Raw genomic sequence first — 16,780 nt, 5'->3', positions numbered from 1 at the left:
AACAATGCTGCCCTTGGCATTTGGCCATCCGCGCTGAGGCGCCGCAACCGCTGGGCCGCGAGGAATTCGGAAGCTGACCGGTGGTGAAACCGGACACGGCCATAGCTGGCAAACCCGACCTTTCCCGCATGCCAATAGTTTGGCTGATGGTTGGGACCGCACCTCGCCCGTGCGGACTTACCCCGCCAATAGCTATGGCCTTTTTGATATGATCGGAAATGTGTGGGAATGGACAATGGATTGGTATTCCCACCCAGATTCGCAGTCGCAAAACTCATGCTGTTTTCCTGCGAATCCTCGCGGCGGCCTCAAACAGCATAGTGTCGACCCATACGATCCGCTCGCTATCCCACGCAAAGTTTTGAAAGGCGGTTCGCATCTGTGCGCTGAGGAATATTGCCAACGCTATCGGCCAGCGGCAAGACATCCTCAGCCGGTCGATACTTCAACTAGCCATGTCGGTTTCCGGTGTGTTGGATAACGCGGATTTTAGCGGCATTCGCCGATGGATGCTCTGAATTAAGATGCATGCTTTCGTCATACGCTAATGATAGCGAGACCATCTGTCCATTCGGGGAACGGCCGCTTCTCGCCAGAGGCCGCCATATCCAAATGAGGTCACGGGAACCCGGCTCACGTCATGATGGCACAAGCAACAGGCATTTTCGGACATGTGACGCTCCGAGAATCCTTGTTGGCACGCGTATGGCCGCTACCAACTGAATTCCGGCGGACAATCAGCCTGAGCTGTTTCGTTCTACATCCCGCATGTCAAACGAAACGGGCCAGCATTTCAGTGAGCAGGGGGCCGAGATGCCGCAGTTCGTTCCTGTGGGCGCTCGAGAGTTTCGACAGAATCTCCAAGGCTTGGGGCGTCAGCCGCAATTGGGCGCGCCGCCGGTCATCATCGTTCGAATGCCGGGTTACGAACCCCTGCTTCTCTAACCGATCGACCAAGCCCGTTGCGCTATGCGGCTTCAACAGCAAGCGTCGGGCAACGAAACCAACTGTAGCGTCATCAATGGGGGCAGCGCGTAGTGCCAAGAGGGCCTGATGCTGTTGGGGCGTCAGGCCCTCTTGCGTTGCCCGTTCGTCGCTGAAAGCCTGAAATTGCCGCAGGGCAAACCGCAAATCCGCCAGCGCGGCATAATCGGCATCATTCAACTCTGCTTCTTTCGCTTCCATAGCACCTTCTTATTGAAATATATCGTACCGCGATATAGCTGCGGCGAGCTACTTCTACAAAGAGGGTTTTTATATGATTCGGGAAGCCTCCTCTTCTGCCGAGGCTATCAGGCTGGGCGACCATAGCGCAGATCGGCGCATGATCATGCTGGCCGCAATGGCGCTGTTCGTTGGGAGTGGCGGCGCAGTAAGTGCATGGGTTCTCCTCAATCTGATCGCGCTGGCGACAAACCTGTTCTGGTTCGGACGCCTGTCGTTCGCGGAAGCCAACATGGCGGATAATGCCATCGGGATAGCTGTCCTCGTCATCCCCATGATCGGCAGCGTGATTGTCGGACTGATGGCCCGCTTCGGCTCGGAAAAGATACGCGGACACGGGATACCCGAAGCGATCGAGACAATAATATTCGGTGAAAGCCGACTGTCGATGAAGGTGGCAATTCTCAAACCCGTATCGTCCGCGATTTCCATTGGGAGCGGCGGACCCTTCGGCGCTGAAGGACCGATCATCATGACCGGCGGGGCAATTGGCTCGCTGTTCGCGCAATGCTTCCACCTGAGCGCAGCGGAGCGCAAGACATTGCTCGTTGCCGGCGCGGCGGCGGGAATGACCGCTATATTCGGGACACCCCTCGCCGCCATATTGCTGGCGATCGAGGTGCTGTTGTTTGAGTGGAAGCCGCGCAGCTTTGTGCCGGTTGTCCTTGCGGTCCTCGTTTCCTTCACATGGCGACCGCTGCTTATTAGCGATGGCCCGATGTTCGCGGCTGATCTCGCGCTGCCAACCGGATCATGGTCGCTGGCCTGTGCATTGGGTATGGGCCTGCTGCTGGGTCTGCAGGCGACCTTGCTTTCAAAGGCACTCTATTGGATCGAAGACGGGTTTCATCATCTGCCGGTGCATTGGATGTGGTGGCCTGCTTTGGGTTCGATCGCGGTCGGGCTAGGCGGCCTGGTCGAGCCTCAAGTGTTGGGCGCGGGCTACGGCAATATCCATGCCCTGCTGGGCGATAGCCTGGGAATGCGCGCGATCATCATGCTTCTGGTGGTGAAGGGCCTGGTTTGGCTGATTGCGTTGGGATCAGGAACGTCAGGCGGCGTGCTGGCGCCGCTTTTGATCCTAGGTGGGGCGCTGGGTTGCCTCATGGGCCAGTTCCTGCCCGGAGACCCCGGTTTTTGGGCCATGATAGGCATGGCTGGCATTATGAGCGGCGCGATGCGCGCGCCTCTAACCGGGGCGCTGTTCGCGGCCGAGCTGACCGGGCAGTTCGCGGCACTTCCGTTCTGCATCGCGGTAGCGGTCTCCGCCTACGCGATCAGCGTCCTGTTGATGCGCCGTTCGATCCTGACGGAGAAGATCGCGCGGCGTGGGCGGCATATCCTTCAGGAATATAGCGTCGATGCATTGGATCTGTTGCAGGTGAGGGATTTGATGACCGCCGAACCGGAGACGCTTGCTGGCGATATGCCGGTGTGCGAGGTCATCGACTTCTTCGAGAAGGAAGCTCGCCATCGCAGCTATCCCGTCATCGACAAGAGCGGGCGCTTGGTGGGTCTTGTCTCGCGCAGCGACGTATTGCGGTGGGAAGTGGAGGGTTGTGATCAGGCGACGTTGCTTGCCGAAAGCCTCTCTGATGCGTCACAGCCTACTGCCTTTCCCGACAGTCCCAGCGGCGTTGTGGCCGACTTGATCGTTCAGTCCGGCATCGGCCGCATTCCCATCGTTGATCCCGATAGCCGCAAGGTTGTCGGCATTCTCTCGCGCCAAGATTTGCTCAAGGCACGACACAGGATTCGTGCCGGAGAAACGGAGCGGACCCGGCACGTCGGCGGAACAAAGAAAGGAGCTGGCGCTTGATATTTATATCGCATTACGATATAAACTGGCTGGGAGAGGATGCTGCGAGATAGCATCTCTAGCGGGATCAGGCTGGAAGGACGACCCATGTTACTGATTGCCGGAACGTTTGAGGCCATTGGTGCCATTTTCGGCAGTCTCTTGGTTGTCGTCTTGGTGTGCTGGCTCGCGTCAGGTGTGGCAAACCGCTTGCACCACGGCAATTGGGCGGCGTTTCTGGTTCTCGGACTGTTGGTGATCGTTTTGCTGAGCGGCCTGACCCAAAGCGGTTTTGTCAGGCTATGCGCGGCATATGGGATGTTCGGCGCACTCTTGTTGTGGCTCAGGGGCCGAAACGACAATCTGGGTTTGGACACGCTTGAACGGGACGATAAGTAATGGCACTGCGTTGCTGGTTTTATCCTGCGCTCCTTGCCGCGATCGGCGCCCAGCGGCGGCCAGATAGGACGGCTGATGAAGATCAACGGGATCAAGCCGGTCCGCACGCGCAAGCACAAGCTCACAACCGATAGCCACCATCGCCTGGGGGTCGCAGCGAACTGGCTGGACGGCGACTTCGCCGCCGATGCGCCCAACCGTAAGTGGGCGGGCGACATCACCTATATCTGGACCTCAGAAGGCTGGCTCTACCTTGCCGTCATTCTCGACCTGCATAGCCGACGTGTCGTTGGTTGGGCTGTCAGTGACAGGATGAAGAAAGACCTGGCGATCAGGGCGTTGGATATGGCGGTGCGCCTGCGCCAGCCTCCCGAGGGCTGCCTTTTCCATTCGGATCGCGGCAGCCAATATTGCTCTTACGACTATCAGAAAAAGCTGCAGGCCTATGGCCTGCGTCCATCGATGAGCGGCAAAGGAAATTGCTACGACAATGCGTCCGTCGAGACCTTCTTCAAATCCCTGAAGGCCGAACTCATCTGGCGGCAGAGCTCGCCGACGCGGCGTCAGGCAGAAGCCGCCATCTTCCAGTACATCAACGGATTCTACAACACCCGCCGCCGCCATTCATATCTGGGCGGCATCAGCCCGCTCGCCTTCGAAGCCAAGGTGACTTAATGAGATAGGTGACCGGCACAAAACCGTTACAAGTCCATTCTGTTATGCTGGACCGGAAGAGAGAGGTGCGACCCAGAACTCGATCCCGGCCCAGCACGGATCAGCTTTTCAGCGCTCCGCTGCCTCGCCCTTAGCTGTGCAGTCCGATTAGCGTACCGCTTTTTTACTACCGCATAAAAAAGACCGCCACCTGATCTCCGCTCGAGCCATTCCGAGAAAGGCCGAGAGCAATCCTGCAGTGTAAAGAGGTACGCGGCACGTCGCCCGCAGGCCCGCTACCACGCGCAGATGTTCTATATTTGCAATATAAACGCAGATCGCAAGGAAGTCGTTCTAGTGAAACTTCGCAATCCATATGATAACTTAATTAACATAGGCCGGACCCAGATAATATCAGGTTCATAAAATTTCGGGATAATCTGAAATCATATTTTTGGGGACAACAAGCACAACCTGTGATATAGGCTGCATATTACGCGAAATTTGCCGCAGGCAATCGCTGTAACTGAGAGACCATCGTGCTCCCGCTTGCCAAGCTGAGGAGCATTTATGGAAGATTTAAATTATCTTTTAAAGCGCGAGCAGGAAGAACTTCTGCGTGCCCAGTCCGCGACCTGTGGAGCGGCGCAAATTGCACATCAGGGACTGGCCCGGGGTTACGCGCGCCGCATTCGCGATCATCGGCTCCTCTACCGCTCCGTGCGGGCGGACGGGTCAACGCCATTTAGTCCAGCTCCCTTTGGCGCGATTGGCCCGTTTGCATGAGCCGGGTTGTCAACGTCCTGGAGACGCCAAATGCCGTTGAGGAACTTTGCCGAACCCACGCATTCCGCTTGTCTACGGTAGAACCCCTAGTTTCCGGCGGCTCGCGCGCGGTGATGCTCGATCCCAGGGACGCAGAGGCCTTCCGCGTCTTGATGAAAAGCAAGCTGATTGCAGGCGATGTGATTCGGTCCTCCTCCTATCTTTCTCGCCAACTGCCCCCTTCCCGCCCGCGAAAGTAACGAATGAACAGCATCGATGACCTCGAGCTTAGAAGGGCAACGGAGATAAGCCGGGCCGTAAGCGCAGCCTGTCCCGAAAAGAGGAACGAGCACGAACAGCAAGCGCGGGCGTTTGGGAAGATCATCAATGTCCTCCACCGCGAGGGCCGCGAAGCAGCGACGCGCAGCCGCACCCGATCAATATTGCCGAGCGCCTAAGGTCTGCCCCGTGCTGCGCATCACCGGCGGCGCGGAAAGAGAAGTCGATCATCGTTCAACCCCGGCGCCATTCAGAGAAGCGAGAGGATCTGCAACATGGCAGAAGCGCAGGACACTCGATCCATCTCGCAAATGCTCGACGAAGAATTGATGCGAGCCTATTGCTCATTTGAAGATCATGAACATCTTACCTTGGCGCAAAAGGCGCTGGTCGCCGAAATCGAACGGCGCGATCTGGAACTTTGAGTATAATACGCAAGCGGAAGCGCAATTTGACGATACTCTGGCCGACTGCGAATCAGTCGAACCAGCTGCTAAGCAGCTCAGTTTTGAAGATGCAGCGGATCATCTCGCGACCGGAAAGCATCCTTGCGCATTGCTCTCGCCCCCGCCAGGGTTCGACACTGGGCGCCAGCGGAGGCGAGCATCGTTAATTTACACCAAACCCCTCATGTCCCCTTCCGTTTTCCGCGCACACCGCTTACATGGGGATTGCTGAACGTCGCCTGCGACGGATGATGGGCCGCCTCGGCTCCTCCCTTTATCCTTTACTAGCTTCAAGACGCCGGAATGTGCCGCTGTTGGCGCGTGGCCGTCACTCGTGGGATAAAGGATACCCATCATGATCACCGGAACCGTGAAATTCTTCAATAGCGACAAGGGCTATGACTTCATTGCGCCGGAAAATGGCAGCGGCGATGCTTTCGTCCACATCTCGGCCGTTGAGCGTGCCGGCATGGTGACGCTCAATACGGACCAGCGCGTGTCCTATGAGCTAGAAACCGACCGTCGCGGCAAGACCTCTGCTGTGAATCTGCAGGCGGCCTAACAGAGAGTGGCGGATGCGACAGCGTCCGCCATTTGCCTCTTCTAAGGTCGCACTCGAAGCGCATCCTGAGCCCTCTCGGTTGGGTTGACTTGAAGCAAATCCGGGGGACTTCGGCAATCATGAGAGACCACTATGTTGTGGCTATCTCACAGGTTCTTGAGTGTACAGGACGGGAGCCGCAGCTTGCGATCACCATCCGCAATGCAGTTCAGCTTACCAAATCATACGAACACCACCTCGCGTTTGCCTGTGCCATCAAAAGCGCCATGGGTAACCAGCGCGCTAATCAGCCCTGGGTAGAAGTAGCATGGCCGAACGAGAACATGATCTGACAGCGCAGCAGATGTTGGAGGCGCAGCAAGCCCTTGACGTTGCATCCTTTAATGGAATTTTGAGCCTTGCTATCGTACTACGAAAAGCGAACTTGCTGAGCGACGCGGAAACAGGAAGCTTGCACGACATCATGAGCAGGCCACTTTCCCTACCCGGCAACGCAGGCAACCCGATCGTGCAGGATGCCCAACAGAACCTGGATCAGCTTTTTGCACTTCTCGTCAGACGTCTCTAGATGAGACGGAGCTGGACCGAGATCAGCCTCGATTTGGATTCCTGGGCCACCGCACGACAGATGCTGCGGCATTAAGACCCCCATATAGGTTGGGCACGTTGACCATGATGTCAGTCACGATCCGCTGATTACCCGCAGCCTGTGATCCGCATTCCGCCTACATCTCGATTATTTCACGAATGCGGTTGGAGAGAACGTCCATCTGGAAGGGTTTGGTCAAGACATACATGCCCGTGTCCAAACGACCACCTCCGATGATTGCATTTTCCGCATATCCCGTGACAAACAAGACTTTCAGGTCAGGCCGCTCCACTCGTGCAGCGTCGGCCACTTGCCTGCCGTTCAAACCTCCCGGCAAACCGACGTCTGTTATCAGCAGATCTATTTTCGCGTTCGATTCCAGAACTCGCAATCCCGCTGGACCATCCGGCGCCTCGATCACTGCGTAGCCAGACTCCGCCAAGACTTCTGATATCAACATGCGGATCGTGGGCTCGTCGTCAATGACAAGGACGACCTCCCCTTCAGCCGTGGGCTCGGCGGGAGCCAAACGCACTTCCGCATCCTCCACCACCCCCTCGGCATCGTGGCGCGGGAGGTAGAGGCACATGGTTGTTCCCTGACCCACCTCGGAATAAATTCTGACCTGGCCGCCGGACTGTCGCGTGAAACCATAAACCATCGACAGGCCAAGGCCCGTCCCCTCCCCGAGCGGTTTAGTTGTGAAGAACGGATCAAAGGCTTTGGCCACGACGTCCGGTGTCATTCCTGTCCCGGTGTCGCTCACGCAGATCGAAACATATTGACCAACTGGGAGATCTTGCTGGCGAGCCGCGCGCTCATCCAACCATTTATTCGCAGTTTCGATGGTTAGCTTCCCCCCAGCTGGCATGGCGTCGCGAGCATTGATGCACAGGTTCAGGATCGCGTTCTCCAACTGGTTAGGATCTACCAGGATGGGCCACAAGTCGCTAGCCCCAACGACTTCGACCTGCACGCTGGGTCCTACTGTTCGGCGCACGAGCTCGTCGAGCCCACTTATCAGACGGTTAACGCCCGTCGGCTGGGGGTCGAGCGTTTGCCGCCTGGAGAAGGCGAGCAGGCGGTGGGTGAGCGCCGCAGCGCGCTTAACCGCACCTTGAGCCGCCATGAAATATCGCTCTAACTCTGCGCCTCGCCCCTGGGCCATCCTCACCTGCATCATCTCAAGACTGCCGCTGATGCCGGTCAGAAGGTTGTTGAAATCGTGAGCCAGGCCGCCGGTCAGCTGGCCGATCGCCTCCATCTTCTGTGACTGGCGAAGTTGCTCCTCGATAGCGCGCTTCTCCGTCAAGTCCCGGGTCACCTTGGCAAATCCGACCAATTTGCCTTGCTCGTCACGAATGGGATCAATGATGATGCTGGCCCAGAACCGCGAACCATCCTTGCGAACCCGCCAGCCTTCAGCTTCGAAGCGCCCTTCGCGCCTTGCCGTTTCGAGGGCCGTCCGCGAGATTCCGGCTTTCCGGTCCTCTTCGGTGTAGAACCTCGAGAAATGCTCTCCCATTATTTCTTCGGCGGCATAACCCTTGAACCGCTCAGCGCCGGGGTTCCAGCTGCTGACGTGACCTTCGGGGTCAAGCATATAGATCGCGTAATCGGTCACGCTCTGTACCAGGAGGCGGAACCGCTCCTCGCTCCTGCGAAGTTCTTCCTCCGCAGCCCGGCGATCGGTGAGATCGCGGGTGATTTTGGCGAAGCCCACAAGATCGCCATTGGGCTCGCGAATAGGATCAATGACAACGTTGGCCCAAAAGCGGCTGCCATCCTTGCGCACGCGCCAGCCTTCTGCTTCAAATCGCCCTTCACGCACCGCGGTTTCGAGCGCAACTTTCGGAATCTCGCGGGCGCGATCCTCGGGAGTATAAAAGCGGGAGAAGTGCTCGCCTATTATTTCGTGCGGATCATAGCCCTTGAACCGCTGAGCCCCAGCGTTCCAGCTTGTCACGATCCCTTGGGGATCGAGCATGTAAATTGCATAATCAGTGACGCTTTGAACCAGTAGCTCAAACCGGCTGCCGGTACTGGATGGATGTTCAGATTGCGTCATGCCTGCTCCGCGTAATTGGCAAAAACGTCAAACGGAGTTAGCCGGGGCCTGTTCCTGTGGGCTCGAAAGGTCGACCTCGGTTAGAACCCAGGTTAGTGTGAGCAACGATTGTTGCTGAGAAAAGTGTCCGCTTCTTCGTGTTTCCGACGATAGGAAGCTCAGCGACAGCAGGATGCAGAGCGGCCGAATTTCCTAGGGCATGTTCCCCCGCCTGCCGCTCCTGGCTTTCACGGATGGGGCCTGCGAGGAACCCATTAAACTGCTCACTGGGCGGAACCGCCTGCCGCGGACGAAAGAAGCGATCGCGATGAACTTTGGTTCACAGCTATGGCCGCAAATGTCAGTCCCTGCTAAAAACGTGGCTTTGTGGTCCGCTCCTTGTTTCGCTTGTCGGCCACATAACTCTGTCCCGTCTCTTCTGCCTTCACGATGTCAAACAGGCCGACAGCTTCAAAAAGTTTCGGGAAATTACGGGCACCATAATTGCGAGGGTCGATAGGGGCTTGCCGCCTGGCTGCGCCGCCAGCGGCATCAAGCGGCGCCCAGCCGTCGTCACCGGCGGTTGCTTCAACCGCACCGCGGAGGACCGCGACCAGCTTGGCATCCTGGCTTAGTGGCGGCTTTGAAGCCTTGGCTCCGGAAGTTGATTTCCGCGCCTTTTTGGCTTCGGCGGTGGCATCCACGGACTCGGCAACCACAGGCGATTCGGGCTTTGCGGTCGCGCTTCCCTCTTCACCGAGCCGATCCAGATAGAGAAAAGTTGTGCAGGCATTGACGAATGGATCGGGGGTCTTCCGCTCACCGAAGCCGTATACGTCATGTCCGTTCGCGCGCAATTGCATCACCAGCGGGGTGAAATCGGCGTCGCTCGACGCAATACAAAAAGCGTCAAGTTCTTGCGTATAGAGCAACTCCATCGCGTCAATCACCAGCGCGATATCGGTCGCATTCTTACCTTTAGAATAGCTGAACTGCTGGATAGGCCGGATAGCATGCTCGTGGAGCCTGGCAGTCCATCCTTTCATGCTCGGGCTTGCCCAGTCACCATAGGCGCGCCTAACGTTCGCCACGCCGTATTTTGATAATTCTGCCAGCATGGCAGCAATTTTGTTGTGTGAGACATTGTCTGCGTCGATCAGCAAGGCAATGCGCCGGTCCGATGTCGCACTGCGCGGTTGGATTGAGTTCATGTGGGTCTCCGACGTGTTACTTCCTAATGCTGCGACGCCGTTCGCGCTAGCCTGGAATGGCGCAACACGATTTGGAACAAAACTCTTCCGCGTTCCGAAATTTAGCGCGTTGGCGAACTCGTGCCACCCCCTTTCAGCAGCTTCTCGTGACCAGGAGCATAGAGAGATCTGAGCGCGACTGGCGGCACGAGCCGCAATGGTGGAAAGGCATAAAATCGGCTACCGCTTGCAGAGCGCGCAGAAGCGGAGCCCGCCACCTTTCTGACACTGCCGCTCACATGTCATGCGACCAGCAGTCATCTTTTGGGTCCCGCCAAGCGACGTTCAGATTTCCCGGTCAGCATGAAATGCTAAAGGCTGGGGCTTTGGTGACGCGGCCATCCGGCGGTGCTCGGCGGCGAGTTTACATGCAAGGGATTGACGGGCAACCGAATGTACTGCCGATGGCTGTCCTGCTCGATCGGGCATGTTCGTTCTTACCGCAGAAGTCCTGCAGCCCGAAATGCCTGGTCAATGATCGCGCTCAGGCTCGCCTTCGAAGGGATCTTCATTCGCCCGCCGCTCGAACCGGGTGCAATGGCGGACTGTCAGATCGTCCTGAGGCCATATGCTCAGCTTGCTCCAGACACCCGATTGCGACCGGCTGCGCCGGTGAAATTTCCTCTGCCACCAGACCCCAAGCGCGAGCGATATGACGGGTGGAAGATCTCCCCGCCTCCAGCATGTATGGAGCGGTCGCTCCACACCCCTCCGGTCCGCCCGTATGAATCGGGTCCCATGTCCCATATCAGTGATCTGGAACGCCTCTATAACAGAGCGACCCGAGCGATCTCGCCAAGTCCGACGCTCGCAGCCATCGACAATTTCCCGCTCATCCGGCGCGCCTCCCAGGTCGTACACACCGCGCCACTGCGCAATGAGGCGCTCCGCGTTGGATGGGCAGACGGTCTTGTCTGCGCTGCCGTGCCAGACTGAGACCGAAGGCCAAGGGCCGTTATGATCGGATGCTTCGCGAACCAATTTAGCCAGCCGATCATCCGGCGGAAAACCCTTCCCTCGCATACGCGCTAAAGCGTCAAGAACTGAGCTGGCGCAGCCAAAAGGCACTCCGCGATGATCGCACCGCCGGCGAGCAACTCGGGATAGCTCGCCAGCATGATCGACGCCATCGCTCCTCCCGCAGACAAGCCGGTCATAAAAATTCTGCTTTGATCAATGTCGTAGGTCTCGACCATCTCTCCGATCATCTGCCGGACCGACAACGCTTCCCCGCTGTCGCGTTTAGAATCGCTCGGCAAGAACCAGTTGAAGCAGAGGTTGGGATTGTTGGATCGCTGCTGCTCGGGAAACAGCAGTGCGAAACCATATTCGTCCGCAAGCTGCGACCATCCTGAGCCGCGGTCATAACCGCTGGCGGTCTGAGTGCAGCCATGGAGCACCACAACCAGGGGCGCAGCTGCAGACAGTCGTTCAGGAACATAATATTTGGCCCGCAGCGCGCCGGGATTAGAGCCGAACTCACGCAGGCAGGTCAAACGATCCTCCCCGATGTCCTCGCTGACGGGTGATGGTGGCCTGCTCAGCACAGCCAGCTGTGTGATAGTGGAACCAAGGCGCATCATAATCTCCGGCGCAGGCGAACCCTGCACATACCTAACGCCTCTGTTAAGCGATTCGTTGCTGCACTGCATAATGTTTCGGGATCGAGCTTCTCCAGCGGCCGATCGTGATTCTGACCTCGCTAGTATGAACCGAGAGGGAAGATTACTCAGGGCCTACCCAAGCGCACGGACCCCTTTCCGGCTCTCCTGCGTTGGGGGCTCCAGGAAATCAGGAGAGACCATGATGAAAATGACAGTGATATTTGCCGCGGCAGTCTTCACCGCAGCCGGAGGGTCCGCCGTCGCGCAAGAGAGTAACCCAGCGATCAAGGACAGCGCCGTTGCCCATGTCGGGCACGCGGCAGAGGGCGCGAATTCGTTCACCGAAGATCAGGCGAGGGGTCGGCTGACAAAAGCTGGCTATACAAAAATCAGCGATCTCAAAAAAGACGATAACGGCCGCTGGGTAGGTGTTGCGACAAAGAAGGGAAAAAAGGCCCATGTCGCACTTGATTACAAGGGCAACGTGAGCATCCTGCCGGCCACTAAGTAATAGGAGAGATCAACATGACCAAGACCGTAACTCGACTCTTCGATAATTACAGCGAGGCCCGAAGCGCTGTTCGCGCTTTGGAAAGCGCAGGATTTCAGCATGACGACATCAGCATCGTCGCTAACAAGGAAGCCTATGGCAGACATGATCGCGACAATGACAGCGTCAATGAGGACGGAGATGTAACCCGCGGCGCAACAACGGGAGCTGTTCTTGGCGGTGTGGGCGGATTGCTTGCGGGCTTAGGCCTACTCGCCATCCCGGGCTTGGGGCCGATCGTCGCGGCCGGGTGGTTGGCTTCGACGGCAGCAGGCGCGGCCATCGGCGGCGTCGGCGGTGCTGCTACTGGCGGCATCGTGGGTGCTCTGAAGCACGCTGGCCACGACGAGGACGAGGCGCAAGTCTACTCGGAAGGCGTCCGTCGCGGAGGGACTTTGGTGAGTGCCCGTGTGCCTGACGAACGGAGAGCCGAAGCTGAGGCTATTCTGGTCCAGCATAATTCGGTGGACGCCACCACTCGGGGCGCTGCCTATCGCGAAAGCGGCTGGACCGCATTTGATCCGGAGGCCGATCCTTACACAACTGCGCAAATCGATGCAGAGCGCGGCCGATATACTACATCTCGCCAGAACTTGTAGAGAGACGGACTTCATCTCCTCCAAGGGGTGACAACGATAAACAATGCTCCGCCATTCTCGGCTGGGCATTGTTTCGGCTGGGGCGACCAGATCAGTTGCTATCGAGAGCTCGGTTCGCAATATAGGGACGGTGATTCAGAGCCGGCGAAAGAAGGTGACGGGACGGCGGACATGGACTGCTATCGGCCGTCTCGACCGCCGTGGTCCCGGTCAGGACGTTCCATTTGTCGTAAACGGGCGGCTCAAGAAGGGAGAGCCTTGCAGTCCAAAGCGCCACATCGTTTCCACACCGACGCTGATGCCTATTCGTTTCCCGATCACCGCGGGGCATGCTTCACCCCTGAAAAGCTGGAAGGGGGGCTCGAGGAGCTGTGCCCCATTGAAAGAAGCATCAATTCCCAGCGCTTGGCAAAGCTTGCCCGGCCCCGAGCACAGGCGGCGTAAGTCGTTGGTGCGCCGGCGTGAGCTCATTTCCACGATCCCGTGCGTCGGCTCGAGTGCACGTATCAGAACAGCACTTCCACGCACGCCGCAGACCAGGTTGAGACACCAATGCAGCCCGTATATGCGGTAAATATACGCCCGCCCTGATGGTCCAAACATGACCGCGTTGCGCCGGGTCTCGCCCGCATAGCTGTGTGACGCGGGATCGGCCGCATCATAGGCTTCAGTTTCAACTATGCGCCCTCCGACGCCGTGCACCAATATCGTGGCTCCTATCAGTGCACGCGCCACGCTTTCAGGCTCACGACCAAAAAATTGAGGAGTGAGTGGCGAGGGCTCAACCGCTGCGATCAACCGTTTTTCTTCAGCTTCTCGGCCGCCTCGTTGAGCCTAGCCCGATCGTTTCCGATCCGCTTGATCAGGCCTTCGGCGTCAGCACGACTGATCTCGTGCTTGCGTGCAAAGTAATTCACTTCATATCCCTCGGATGACGACACCTGCCGCCGGTCGGCGCCACCACGTTTGCTTTTATTATCAGCCATCGATGCTCTCCTGGTCTGCTGGAAAAAGAATCCGCAGGCGCGCCCCTGGTTCCATGTTGCAGGGACGCACCGCGTCGCCAGCCGGCCCCCATTGCGCACTAGCATCGATTGGGAGCATCAACGGGTGTTCGAACGCTCTTGTGCTGGATCGCAGGCCAACGCGGACCCTTCACGCCCCACGACCGTTCTGGCAGTTCCACTTGCAGGAGCAGATTATGAGCACCGACAGCACCATATCTACCCTCAACAGCCTCATTAAAACGACGCTCGACAGCATGAAAGGCTTCAAGGACGCAGCGCAAGACGCGGAGAATTCCCAGTTCTCGACTATGTTTTCGGAGTTCGCGGGCGAACGCAGCGAGGTAGCCACCGCGCTTCAGTCCGAAGTACGCCGTCTGGGTGGCAACCCCGAGGATGACAGCAGCTTCCTCGCGGCCGCGCATCGGACGTTCATGGATCTGAAGCAAGCCTTCACCGGCAAGGACGACAAGGCGATCATCCAGGAGGTCGAGCGCGGCGAGGATTACATCAAGGCGAAGTTCCAGGCTGCTCTCAATGATACCGACCTCGATCCCTCATCCCGTGCCGTGGTCGAGCGGGCATATCAGTCGGTCAAAGCGGGTCATGATCGCGCGAGTGCCTTGAAGCATAGCATGGGCTAACCTGATAATCGTTCTGGATCGCTGACCGGGCGATCCAGAAACGCTTTCACGGGTTAGGGTCAGGAACCCATTGATGTGATCGACTCGATCTGATTCAGGCTCCGCGAGGAGATTGAAGATGAGCGACCTGTATTGGCTGACGGACGAGCAGATGGCTCGGCTTGAGCCCTACTTTCCCAAGAGCCATGGCAAACCGCGTGTTGACGATCGCCGGGTGTTGAGCGGGATCATTTTCGTCAACCGGAATGGGTTGCGCTGGCGGGATGCGCCGAAGGATTATGGCCCACACAAGACGCTTTACAACCGCTGGAAGCGGTGGGGTGACAAGGGCGTTTTCCTTCGGATGATGGAAGGTCTGGCAGCGCCTCAGGCTTCCGAACGCTGGACGGTGATGATCGACGCGACATATCTCAAGGCCCACCGCACGGCATCGAGCCTTGCGGTAAAAAAGGGGGCGCGGGACGCCTGATCGGACGCACGAAAGGCGGCATGAACACCAAGCTCCATGCCGTTACCGATGCGAACGGCCGCCCAATCAGTTTCTTCATGACCGCAGGGCAGGTCAGCGATTATATCGGTGCCGCCGCCCTGTTGGACGAACTTCCCAAAGCCCAATGGTTGCTCGCTGATCGTGGCTATGATGCCGACTGGTTCCGCGATGCTTTGCAGGAAAAGGGCATCACCCCCTGCATCCCCGGCCGCAAATCCCGGAACAAGGCCGTCAAACACGACAAGCGCCGCATCGGGCAGCTATTGCAGATGCGCTAGATATCAGACGAACCGCGTCGGTCGATTGCCACGATATTTGCGGATCGCAGCTACCCACCCAGCCTCGTAGCGTGGAGCGAGCGGAATGCCATGACCTTAGGCCTTTTTTAGTCATTGTTGCGGGGGTCTCCATTGCGCTGATCTGCATGATGTAGAGAATCAATCCGCTCTCGTCGGTCACATCGATTTGCCAATCTTCATCAACCCAAACCAACTCAGCATGGTCTTTTAACAACTCACCTACGAATCGGGCCAGTTCCACTCGGAGGCCGGTCAGGTCATCGCTATCCACCTTCAACGTCTCGGCAATGTGCGACTCCGTTCGAATATTGATGTTATAGTTTTTCATCTGGTCCCTCTACACCCAGAGCGAAGGAGCTTTCAATCGGTTCCAGCCTGCTCACTGACTTATGTCATTCCTTTTCCAAACAGGCTGGCTGTTAACGATCCCGCGAGCGATCTAGTCGCATTTTCGCCCGCATATCAGGTCAAGCAAGTCCATTAGGTGCCCGCAGCACCATGTGGTATACTGGCGTATCGCGGTTCTGATTTTCCAGACATGCCGTGACTGAGAGATGCTTGTGCTCCCGTTTGGCGAGGAGAGCGACATGTCCATCTCGACAAATTCTCTATCATCATTGCGACAGAGTGATCTGCATGCCAGCGTCGAGCGTCAGGGACTTGCCTTGGGCGCGGCACGAGAGCAGGCATTTCGCGCGGCTTCGCTATTACGGGAGCATGAACGAAGAGACGAGGCTGCGGCCGATAATTGGGAAAATGAAGGCGGGCGCCTTCTGGAAGAGTTGCCCCGCCATCGACGGGCGACGTTCCACGAAGGCTCAGCGCCTTGCAACTATCTGCCGACCTGTTTCGGGATGACACCCTTTTACGTGCCGTGATTCTGAATGGCTTGCTCGTTCTGATTGCGGGTGCGGGAGTTTTTGCTCTGCTGAACAATTAAGCGCGTACCCGGACGGGCGGAAGCACTGCAACTCAGATTGGAGCAATGATGAACGCAACTGGAAGTGAGACGAATTCGGCTGCTGCGACATGGCTAGCATCAACCAGCGGATTTATGAGGCTGCAGAAACTTGAGAACCTTCTCCGTGCTGCTCGCGAAAAACTCGAGCGCGGAGAAGTGTTGTCCCGCGCCGATATGCAGCGCCTAAACGCTGCACTTGATGACTTTTCGGCCGTGTGATCGGGTCCGGTGCTCGCAGTCGCCACGGACGAGCAGACGGGCGGCTCTTGGCCCAATTTGGAGGTTCTTGATCCGCAGAGCGCTGGGGTAGGCCAAGGACCGGCTTGAGTTGGTCGCGAGCCGCCAGATAAACCCGCGAAGCGAATGTCAGCCTTCGTCGGTTTCTTCTCGGAACCGGACAGACGGAAATCCACCCCTCAGCACCGCTCTCGTGTTGGATTTCATACGGATATAACCGGACCGGCAGCACCGGTGCCACTCGCCACGCCTTTAACCCGGCTCAATCGCCGGGATGGGTGGAAAGCGGAATGACCACTTCGGCACCTTAATGTCCGACAGGGTCCCTTTGACAGTGCTACTGCTCGACCCTATGAAGCGACCGTGAAATAAATAAAAC

At 57.7% G+C, this 16,780-nt stretch carries 16 protein-coding genes and 3 pseudogenes; 12 read left to right on the top strand and 7 right to left on the bottom strand.

The genetic code is table 11. The annotated features are described in order from the left end of the window. Positions 1-100: 100 nt before the first annotated feature. Positions 101-481: pseudogene (locus tag ACN9MX_RS21915) on the top strand (formylglycine-generating enzyme family protein); the annotation flags it as partial. A gap of 290 nt (positions 482-771) precedes the next feature. Here ACN9MX_RS21915 and ACN9MX_RS21910 read toward each other — a convergent pair. Continuing rightward, positions 772-1,185 carry a MarR family winged helix-turn-helix transcriptional regulator gene (locus ACN9MX_RS21910; protein WP_426387889.1) on the bottom strand — a complete coding sequence of 138 codons (414 nt, stop codon included), beginning with the start codon at positions 1,183-1,185 and terminating at the stop codon, positions 772-774. 73 nt (positions 1,186-1,258) lie between these two features. On the opposite strand from ACN9MX_RS21910, the gene ACN9MX_RS21905 reads away from it, so the two are divergent. The 6 genes and pseudogenes from ACN9MX_RS21905 to ACN9MX_RS21880 all read left to right on the top strand — a co-directional run bounded on the left by ACN9MX_RS21905 (position 1,259) and on the right by ACN9MX_RS21880 (position 6,695). Next, on the top strand, positions 1,259-3,043 hold the full coding sequence (locus ACN9MX_RS21905) for a chloride channel protein (protein WP_426387888.1): 1,785 nt from the start codon (positions 1,259-1,261) through the stop codon (positions 3,041-3,043). Between the two features lie 87 nt (positions 3,044-3,130). Continuing rightward, the gene (locus tag ACN9MX_RS21900; RefSeq protein ID WP_426387887.1) at positions 3,131-3,421 is read left to right on the top strand and encodes a hypothetical protein; all 291 of its coding nucleotides are present in this window, start codon (positions 3,131-3,133) and stop codon (positions 3,419-3,421) included. A gap of 60 nt (positions 3,422-3,481) precedes the next feature. Then, positions 3,482-4,096: pseudogene (locus ACN9MX_RS21895) on the top strand (IS3 family transposase); the annotation flags it as partial. Positions 4,097-5,394: 1,298 nt separating this feature from the next. Next, on the top strand, positions 5,395-5,544 hold the full coding sequence (locus ACN9MX_RS21890; RefSeq protein ID WP_426387886.1) for a hypothetical protein: 150 nt from the start codon (positions 5,395-5,397) through the stop codon (positions 5,542-5,544). A 376-nt stretch (positions 5,545-5,920) separates the two neighbouring features. After that, on the top strand, positions 5,921-6,127 hold the full coding sequence (locus ACN9MX_RS21885) for a cold-shock protein (RefSeq protein WP_426387885.1): 207 nt from the start codon (positions 5,921-5,923) through the stop codon (positions 6,125-6,127). 307 nt (positions 6,128-6,434) lie between these two features. After that, on the top strand, positions 6,435-6,695 hold the full coding sequence (locus ACN9MX_RS21880) for a hypothetical protein (RefSeq protein ID WP_426387884.1): 261 nt from the start codon (positions 6,435-6,437) through the stop codon (positions 6,693-6,695). A gap of 157 nt (positions 6,696-6,852) precedes the next feature. Here ACN9MX_RS21880 and ACN9MX_RS21875 read toward each other — a convergent pair whose 3' ends face one another. The 3 genes from ACN9MX_RS21875 to ACN9MX_RS21865 all read right to left on the bottom strand — a co-directional run bounded on the left by ACN9MX_RS21875 (position 6,853) and on the right by ACN9MX_RS21865 (position 11,596). Further along, the gene (locus ACN9MX_RS21875) at positions 6,853-8,784 is read right to left on the bottom strand and encodes a PAS domain S-box protein (protein WP_426387883.1); all 1,932 of its coding nucleotides are present in this window, start codon (positions 8,782-8,784) and stop codon (positions 6,853-6,855) included. 350 nt (positions 8,785-9,134) lie between these two features. Then, a complete protein-coding gene (locus ACN9MX_RS21870; protein ID WP_426387882.1) occupies positions 9,135-9,974 on the bottom strand; it encodes an NYN domain-containing protein in 840 nt (279 codons plus the stop codon). Positions 9,975-11,041: 1,067 nt separating this feature from the next. Then, positions 11,042-11,596 (bottom strand): extracellular catalytic domain type 1 short-chain-length polyhydroxyalkanoate depolymerase, encoded by a 555-nt coding sequence (locus ACN9MX_RS21865; RefSeq protein ID WP_426387881.1) that lies wholly within the window; start codon positions 11,594-11,596, stop codon positions 11,042-11,044. A 220-nt stretch (positions 11,597-11,816) separates the two neighbouring features. Between ACN9MX_RS21865 and ACN9MX_RS21860 the strand changes: the two genes are divergently transcribed. After that, entirely contained in the window at positions 11,817-12,128 is a 312-nt protein-coding gene (locus ACN9MX_RS21860; protein ID WP_426387880.1) for a hypothetical protein, read from the top strand. Positions 12,129-12,142: 14 nt separating this feature from the next. Then, positions 12,143-12,766, top strand: coding sequence for a general stress protein (locus ACN9MX_RS21855; RefSeq protein ID WP_426387879.1), 624 nt, complete (start codon positions 12,143-12,145; stop codon positions 12,764-12,766). Positions 12,767-12,976: 210 nt separating this feature from the next. On the opposite strand, the gene ACN9MX_RS21850 is transcribed toward ACN9MX_RS21855, so the two are convergent. Together ACN9MX_RS21850 and ACN9MX_RS21845 are read right to left on the bottom strand one after the other, a co-directional pair. Next, on the bottom strand, positions 12,977-13,564 hold the full coding sequence (locus ACN9MX_RS21850; protein WP_426387878.1) for a DNA-3-methyladenine glycosylase: 588 nt from the start codon (positions 13,562-13,564) through the stop codon (positions 12,977-12,979). Beyond that, the gene (locus tag ACN9MX_RS21845; RefSeq protein ID WP_426387877.1) at positions 13,561-13,752 is read right to left on the bottom strand and encodes a DUF3606 domain-containing protein; all 192 of its coding nucleotides are present in this window, start codon (positions 13,750-13,752) and stop codon (positions 13,561-13,563) included. The genes ACN9MX_RS21850 and ACN9MX_RS21845 overlap by 4 nt, the downstream gene beginning before the upstream one ends. A gap of 215 nt (positions 13,753-13,967) precedes the next feature. On the opposite strand from ACN9MX_RS21845, the gene ACN9MX_RS21840 reads away from it, so the two are divergent. Both ACN9MX_RS21840 and ACN9MX_RS21835 read left to right on the top strand, forming a co-directional pair. Next, positions 13,968-14,414, top strand: coding sequence for a PA2169 family four-helix-bundle protein (locus tag ACN9MX_RS21840; protein ID WP_426387876.1), 447 nt, complete (start codon positions 13,968-13,970; stop codon positions 14,412-14,414). 118 nt (positions 14,415-14,532) lie between these two features. Continuing rightward, positions 14,533-15,155 (top strand): annotated as a pseudogene (locus tag ACN9MX_RS21835) (IS5 family transposase); the annotation flags it as partial. On the opposite strand, the gene ACN9MX_RS21830 reads toward ACN9MX_RS21835, so the two are convergent. Beyond that, the gene (locus tag ACN9MX_RS21830) at positions 15,136-15,531 is read right to left on the bottom strand and encodes a DUF6894 family protein (protein ID WP_426387875.1); all 396 of its coding nucleotides are present in this window, start codon (positions 15,529-15,531) and stop codon (positions 15,136-15,138) included. The pseudogene ACN9MX_RS21835 and the gene ACN9MX_RS21830 sit on opposite strands and share 20 nt — an antisense overlap. Before the next feature lie 259 nt (positions 15,532-15,790). Here ACN9MX_RS21830 and ACN9MX_RS21825 point away from each other — a divergent pair, with 259 nt between their 5' ends. After that, complete coding sequence (locus ACN9MX_RS21825) at positions 15,791-16,081, top strand: hypothetical protein (protein WP_426387874.1); 291 nt, start codon at positions 15,791-15,793, stop codon at positions 16,079-16,081. Positions 16,082-16,780: the final 699 nt, after the last annotated feature.

The organism is Sphingobium sp. R-21 (genome assembly GCF_049913335.1).
Lineage (GTDB): Bacteria > Pseudomonadota > Alphaproteobacteria > Sphingomonadales > Sphingomonadaceae > Sphingobium.
Note: the sequence above shows the minus strand (reverse complement) of the source record. Positions and strands in the feature narration are given on the sequence as shown.

What these genes read in the sequence shown, in the direction of transcription:
- ACN9MX_RS21910 (WP_426387889.1), bottom strand. Translation starts at nt 1,185, where the DNA reads ATGGAAGCGAAAGAAGCAGAGTTGAATGATGCCGATTATGCCGCGCTG.
- ACN9MX_RS21905 (WP_426387888.1), top strand. Translation starts at nt 1,259, where the DNA reads ATGATTCGGGAAGCCTCCTCTTCTGCCGAGGCTATCAGGCTGGGCGAC.
- ACN9MX_RS21900 (WP_426387887.1), top strand. Translation starts at nt 3,131, where the DNA reads ATGTTACTGATTGCCGGAACGTTTGAGGCCATTGGTGCCATTTTCGGC.
- ACN9MX_RS21890 (WP_426387886.1), top strand. Translation starts at nt 5,395, where the DNA reads ATGGCAGAAGCGCAGGACACTCGATCCATCTCGCAAATGCTCGACGAA.
- ACN9MX_RS21885 (WP_426387885.1), top strand. Translation starts at nt 5,921, where the DNA reads ATGATCACCGGAACCGTGAAATTCTTCAATAGCGACAAGGGCTATGAC.
- ACN9MX_RS21880 (WP_426387884.1), top strand. Translation starts at nt 6,435, where the DNA reads ATGGCCGAACGAGAACATGATCTGACAGCGCAGCAGATGTTGGAGGCG.
- ACN9MX_RS21875 (WP_426387883.1), bottom strand. Translation starts at nt 8,784, where the DNA reads ATGACGCAATCTGAACATCCATCCAGTACCGGCAGCCGGTTTGAGCTA.
- ACN9MX_RS21870 (WP_426387882.1), bottom strand. Translation starts at nt 9,974, where the DNA reads ATGAACTCAATCCAACCGCGCAGTGCGACATCGGACCGGCGCATTGCC.
- ACN9MX_RS21865 (WP_426387881.1), bottom strand. Translation starts at nt 11,596, where the DNA reads ATGATGCGCCTTGGTTCCACTATCACACAGCTGGCTGTGCTGAGCAGG.
- ACN9MX_RS21860 (WP_426387880.1), top strand. Translation starts at nt 11,817, where the DNA reads ATGATGAAAATGACAGTGATATTTGCCGCGGCAGTCTTCACCGCAGCC.
- ACN9MX_RS21855 (WP_426387879.1), top strand. Translation starts at nt 12,143, where the DNA reads ATGACCAAGACCGTAACTCGACTCTTCGATAATTACAGCGAGGCCCGA.
- ACN9MX_RS21845 (WP_426387877.1), bottom strand. Translation starts at nt 13,752, where the DNA reads ATGGCTGATAATAAAAGCAAACGTGGTGGCGCCGACCGGCGGCAGGTG.
- ACN9MX_RS21840 (WP_426387876.1), top strand. Translation starts at nt 13,968, where the DNA reads ATGAGCACCGACAGCACCATATCTACCCTCAACAGCCTCATTAAAACG.
- ACN9MX_RS21830 (WP_426387875.1), bottom strand. Translation starts at nt 15,531, where the DNA reads ATGAAAAACTATAACATCAATATTCGAACGGAGTCGCACATTGCCGAG.
- ACN9MX_RS21825 (WP_426387874.1), top strand. Translation starts at nt 15,791, where the DNA reads ATGTCCATCTCGACAAATTCTCTATCATCATTGCGACAGAGTGATCTG.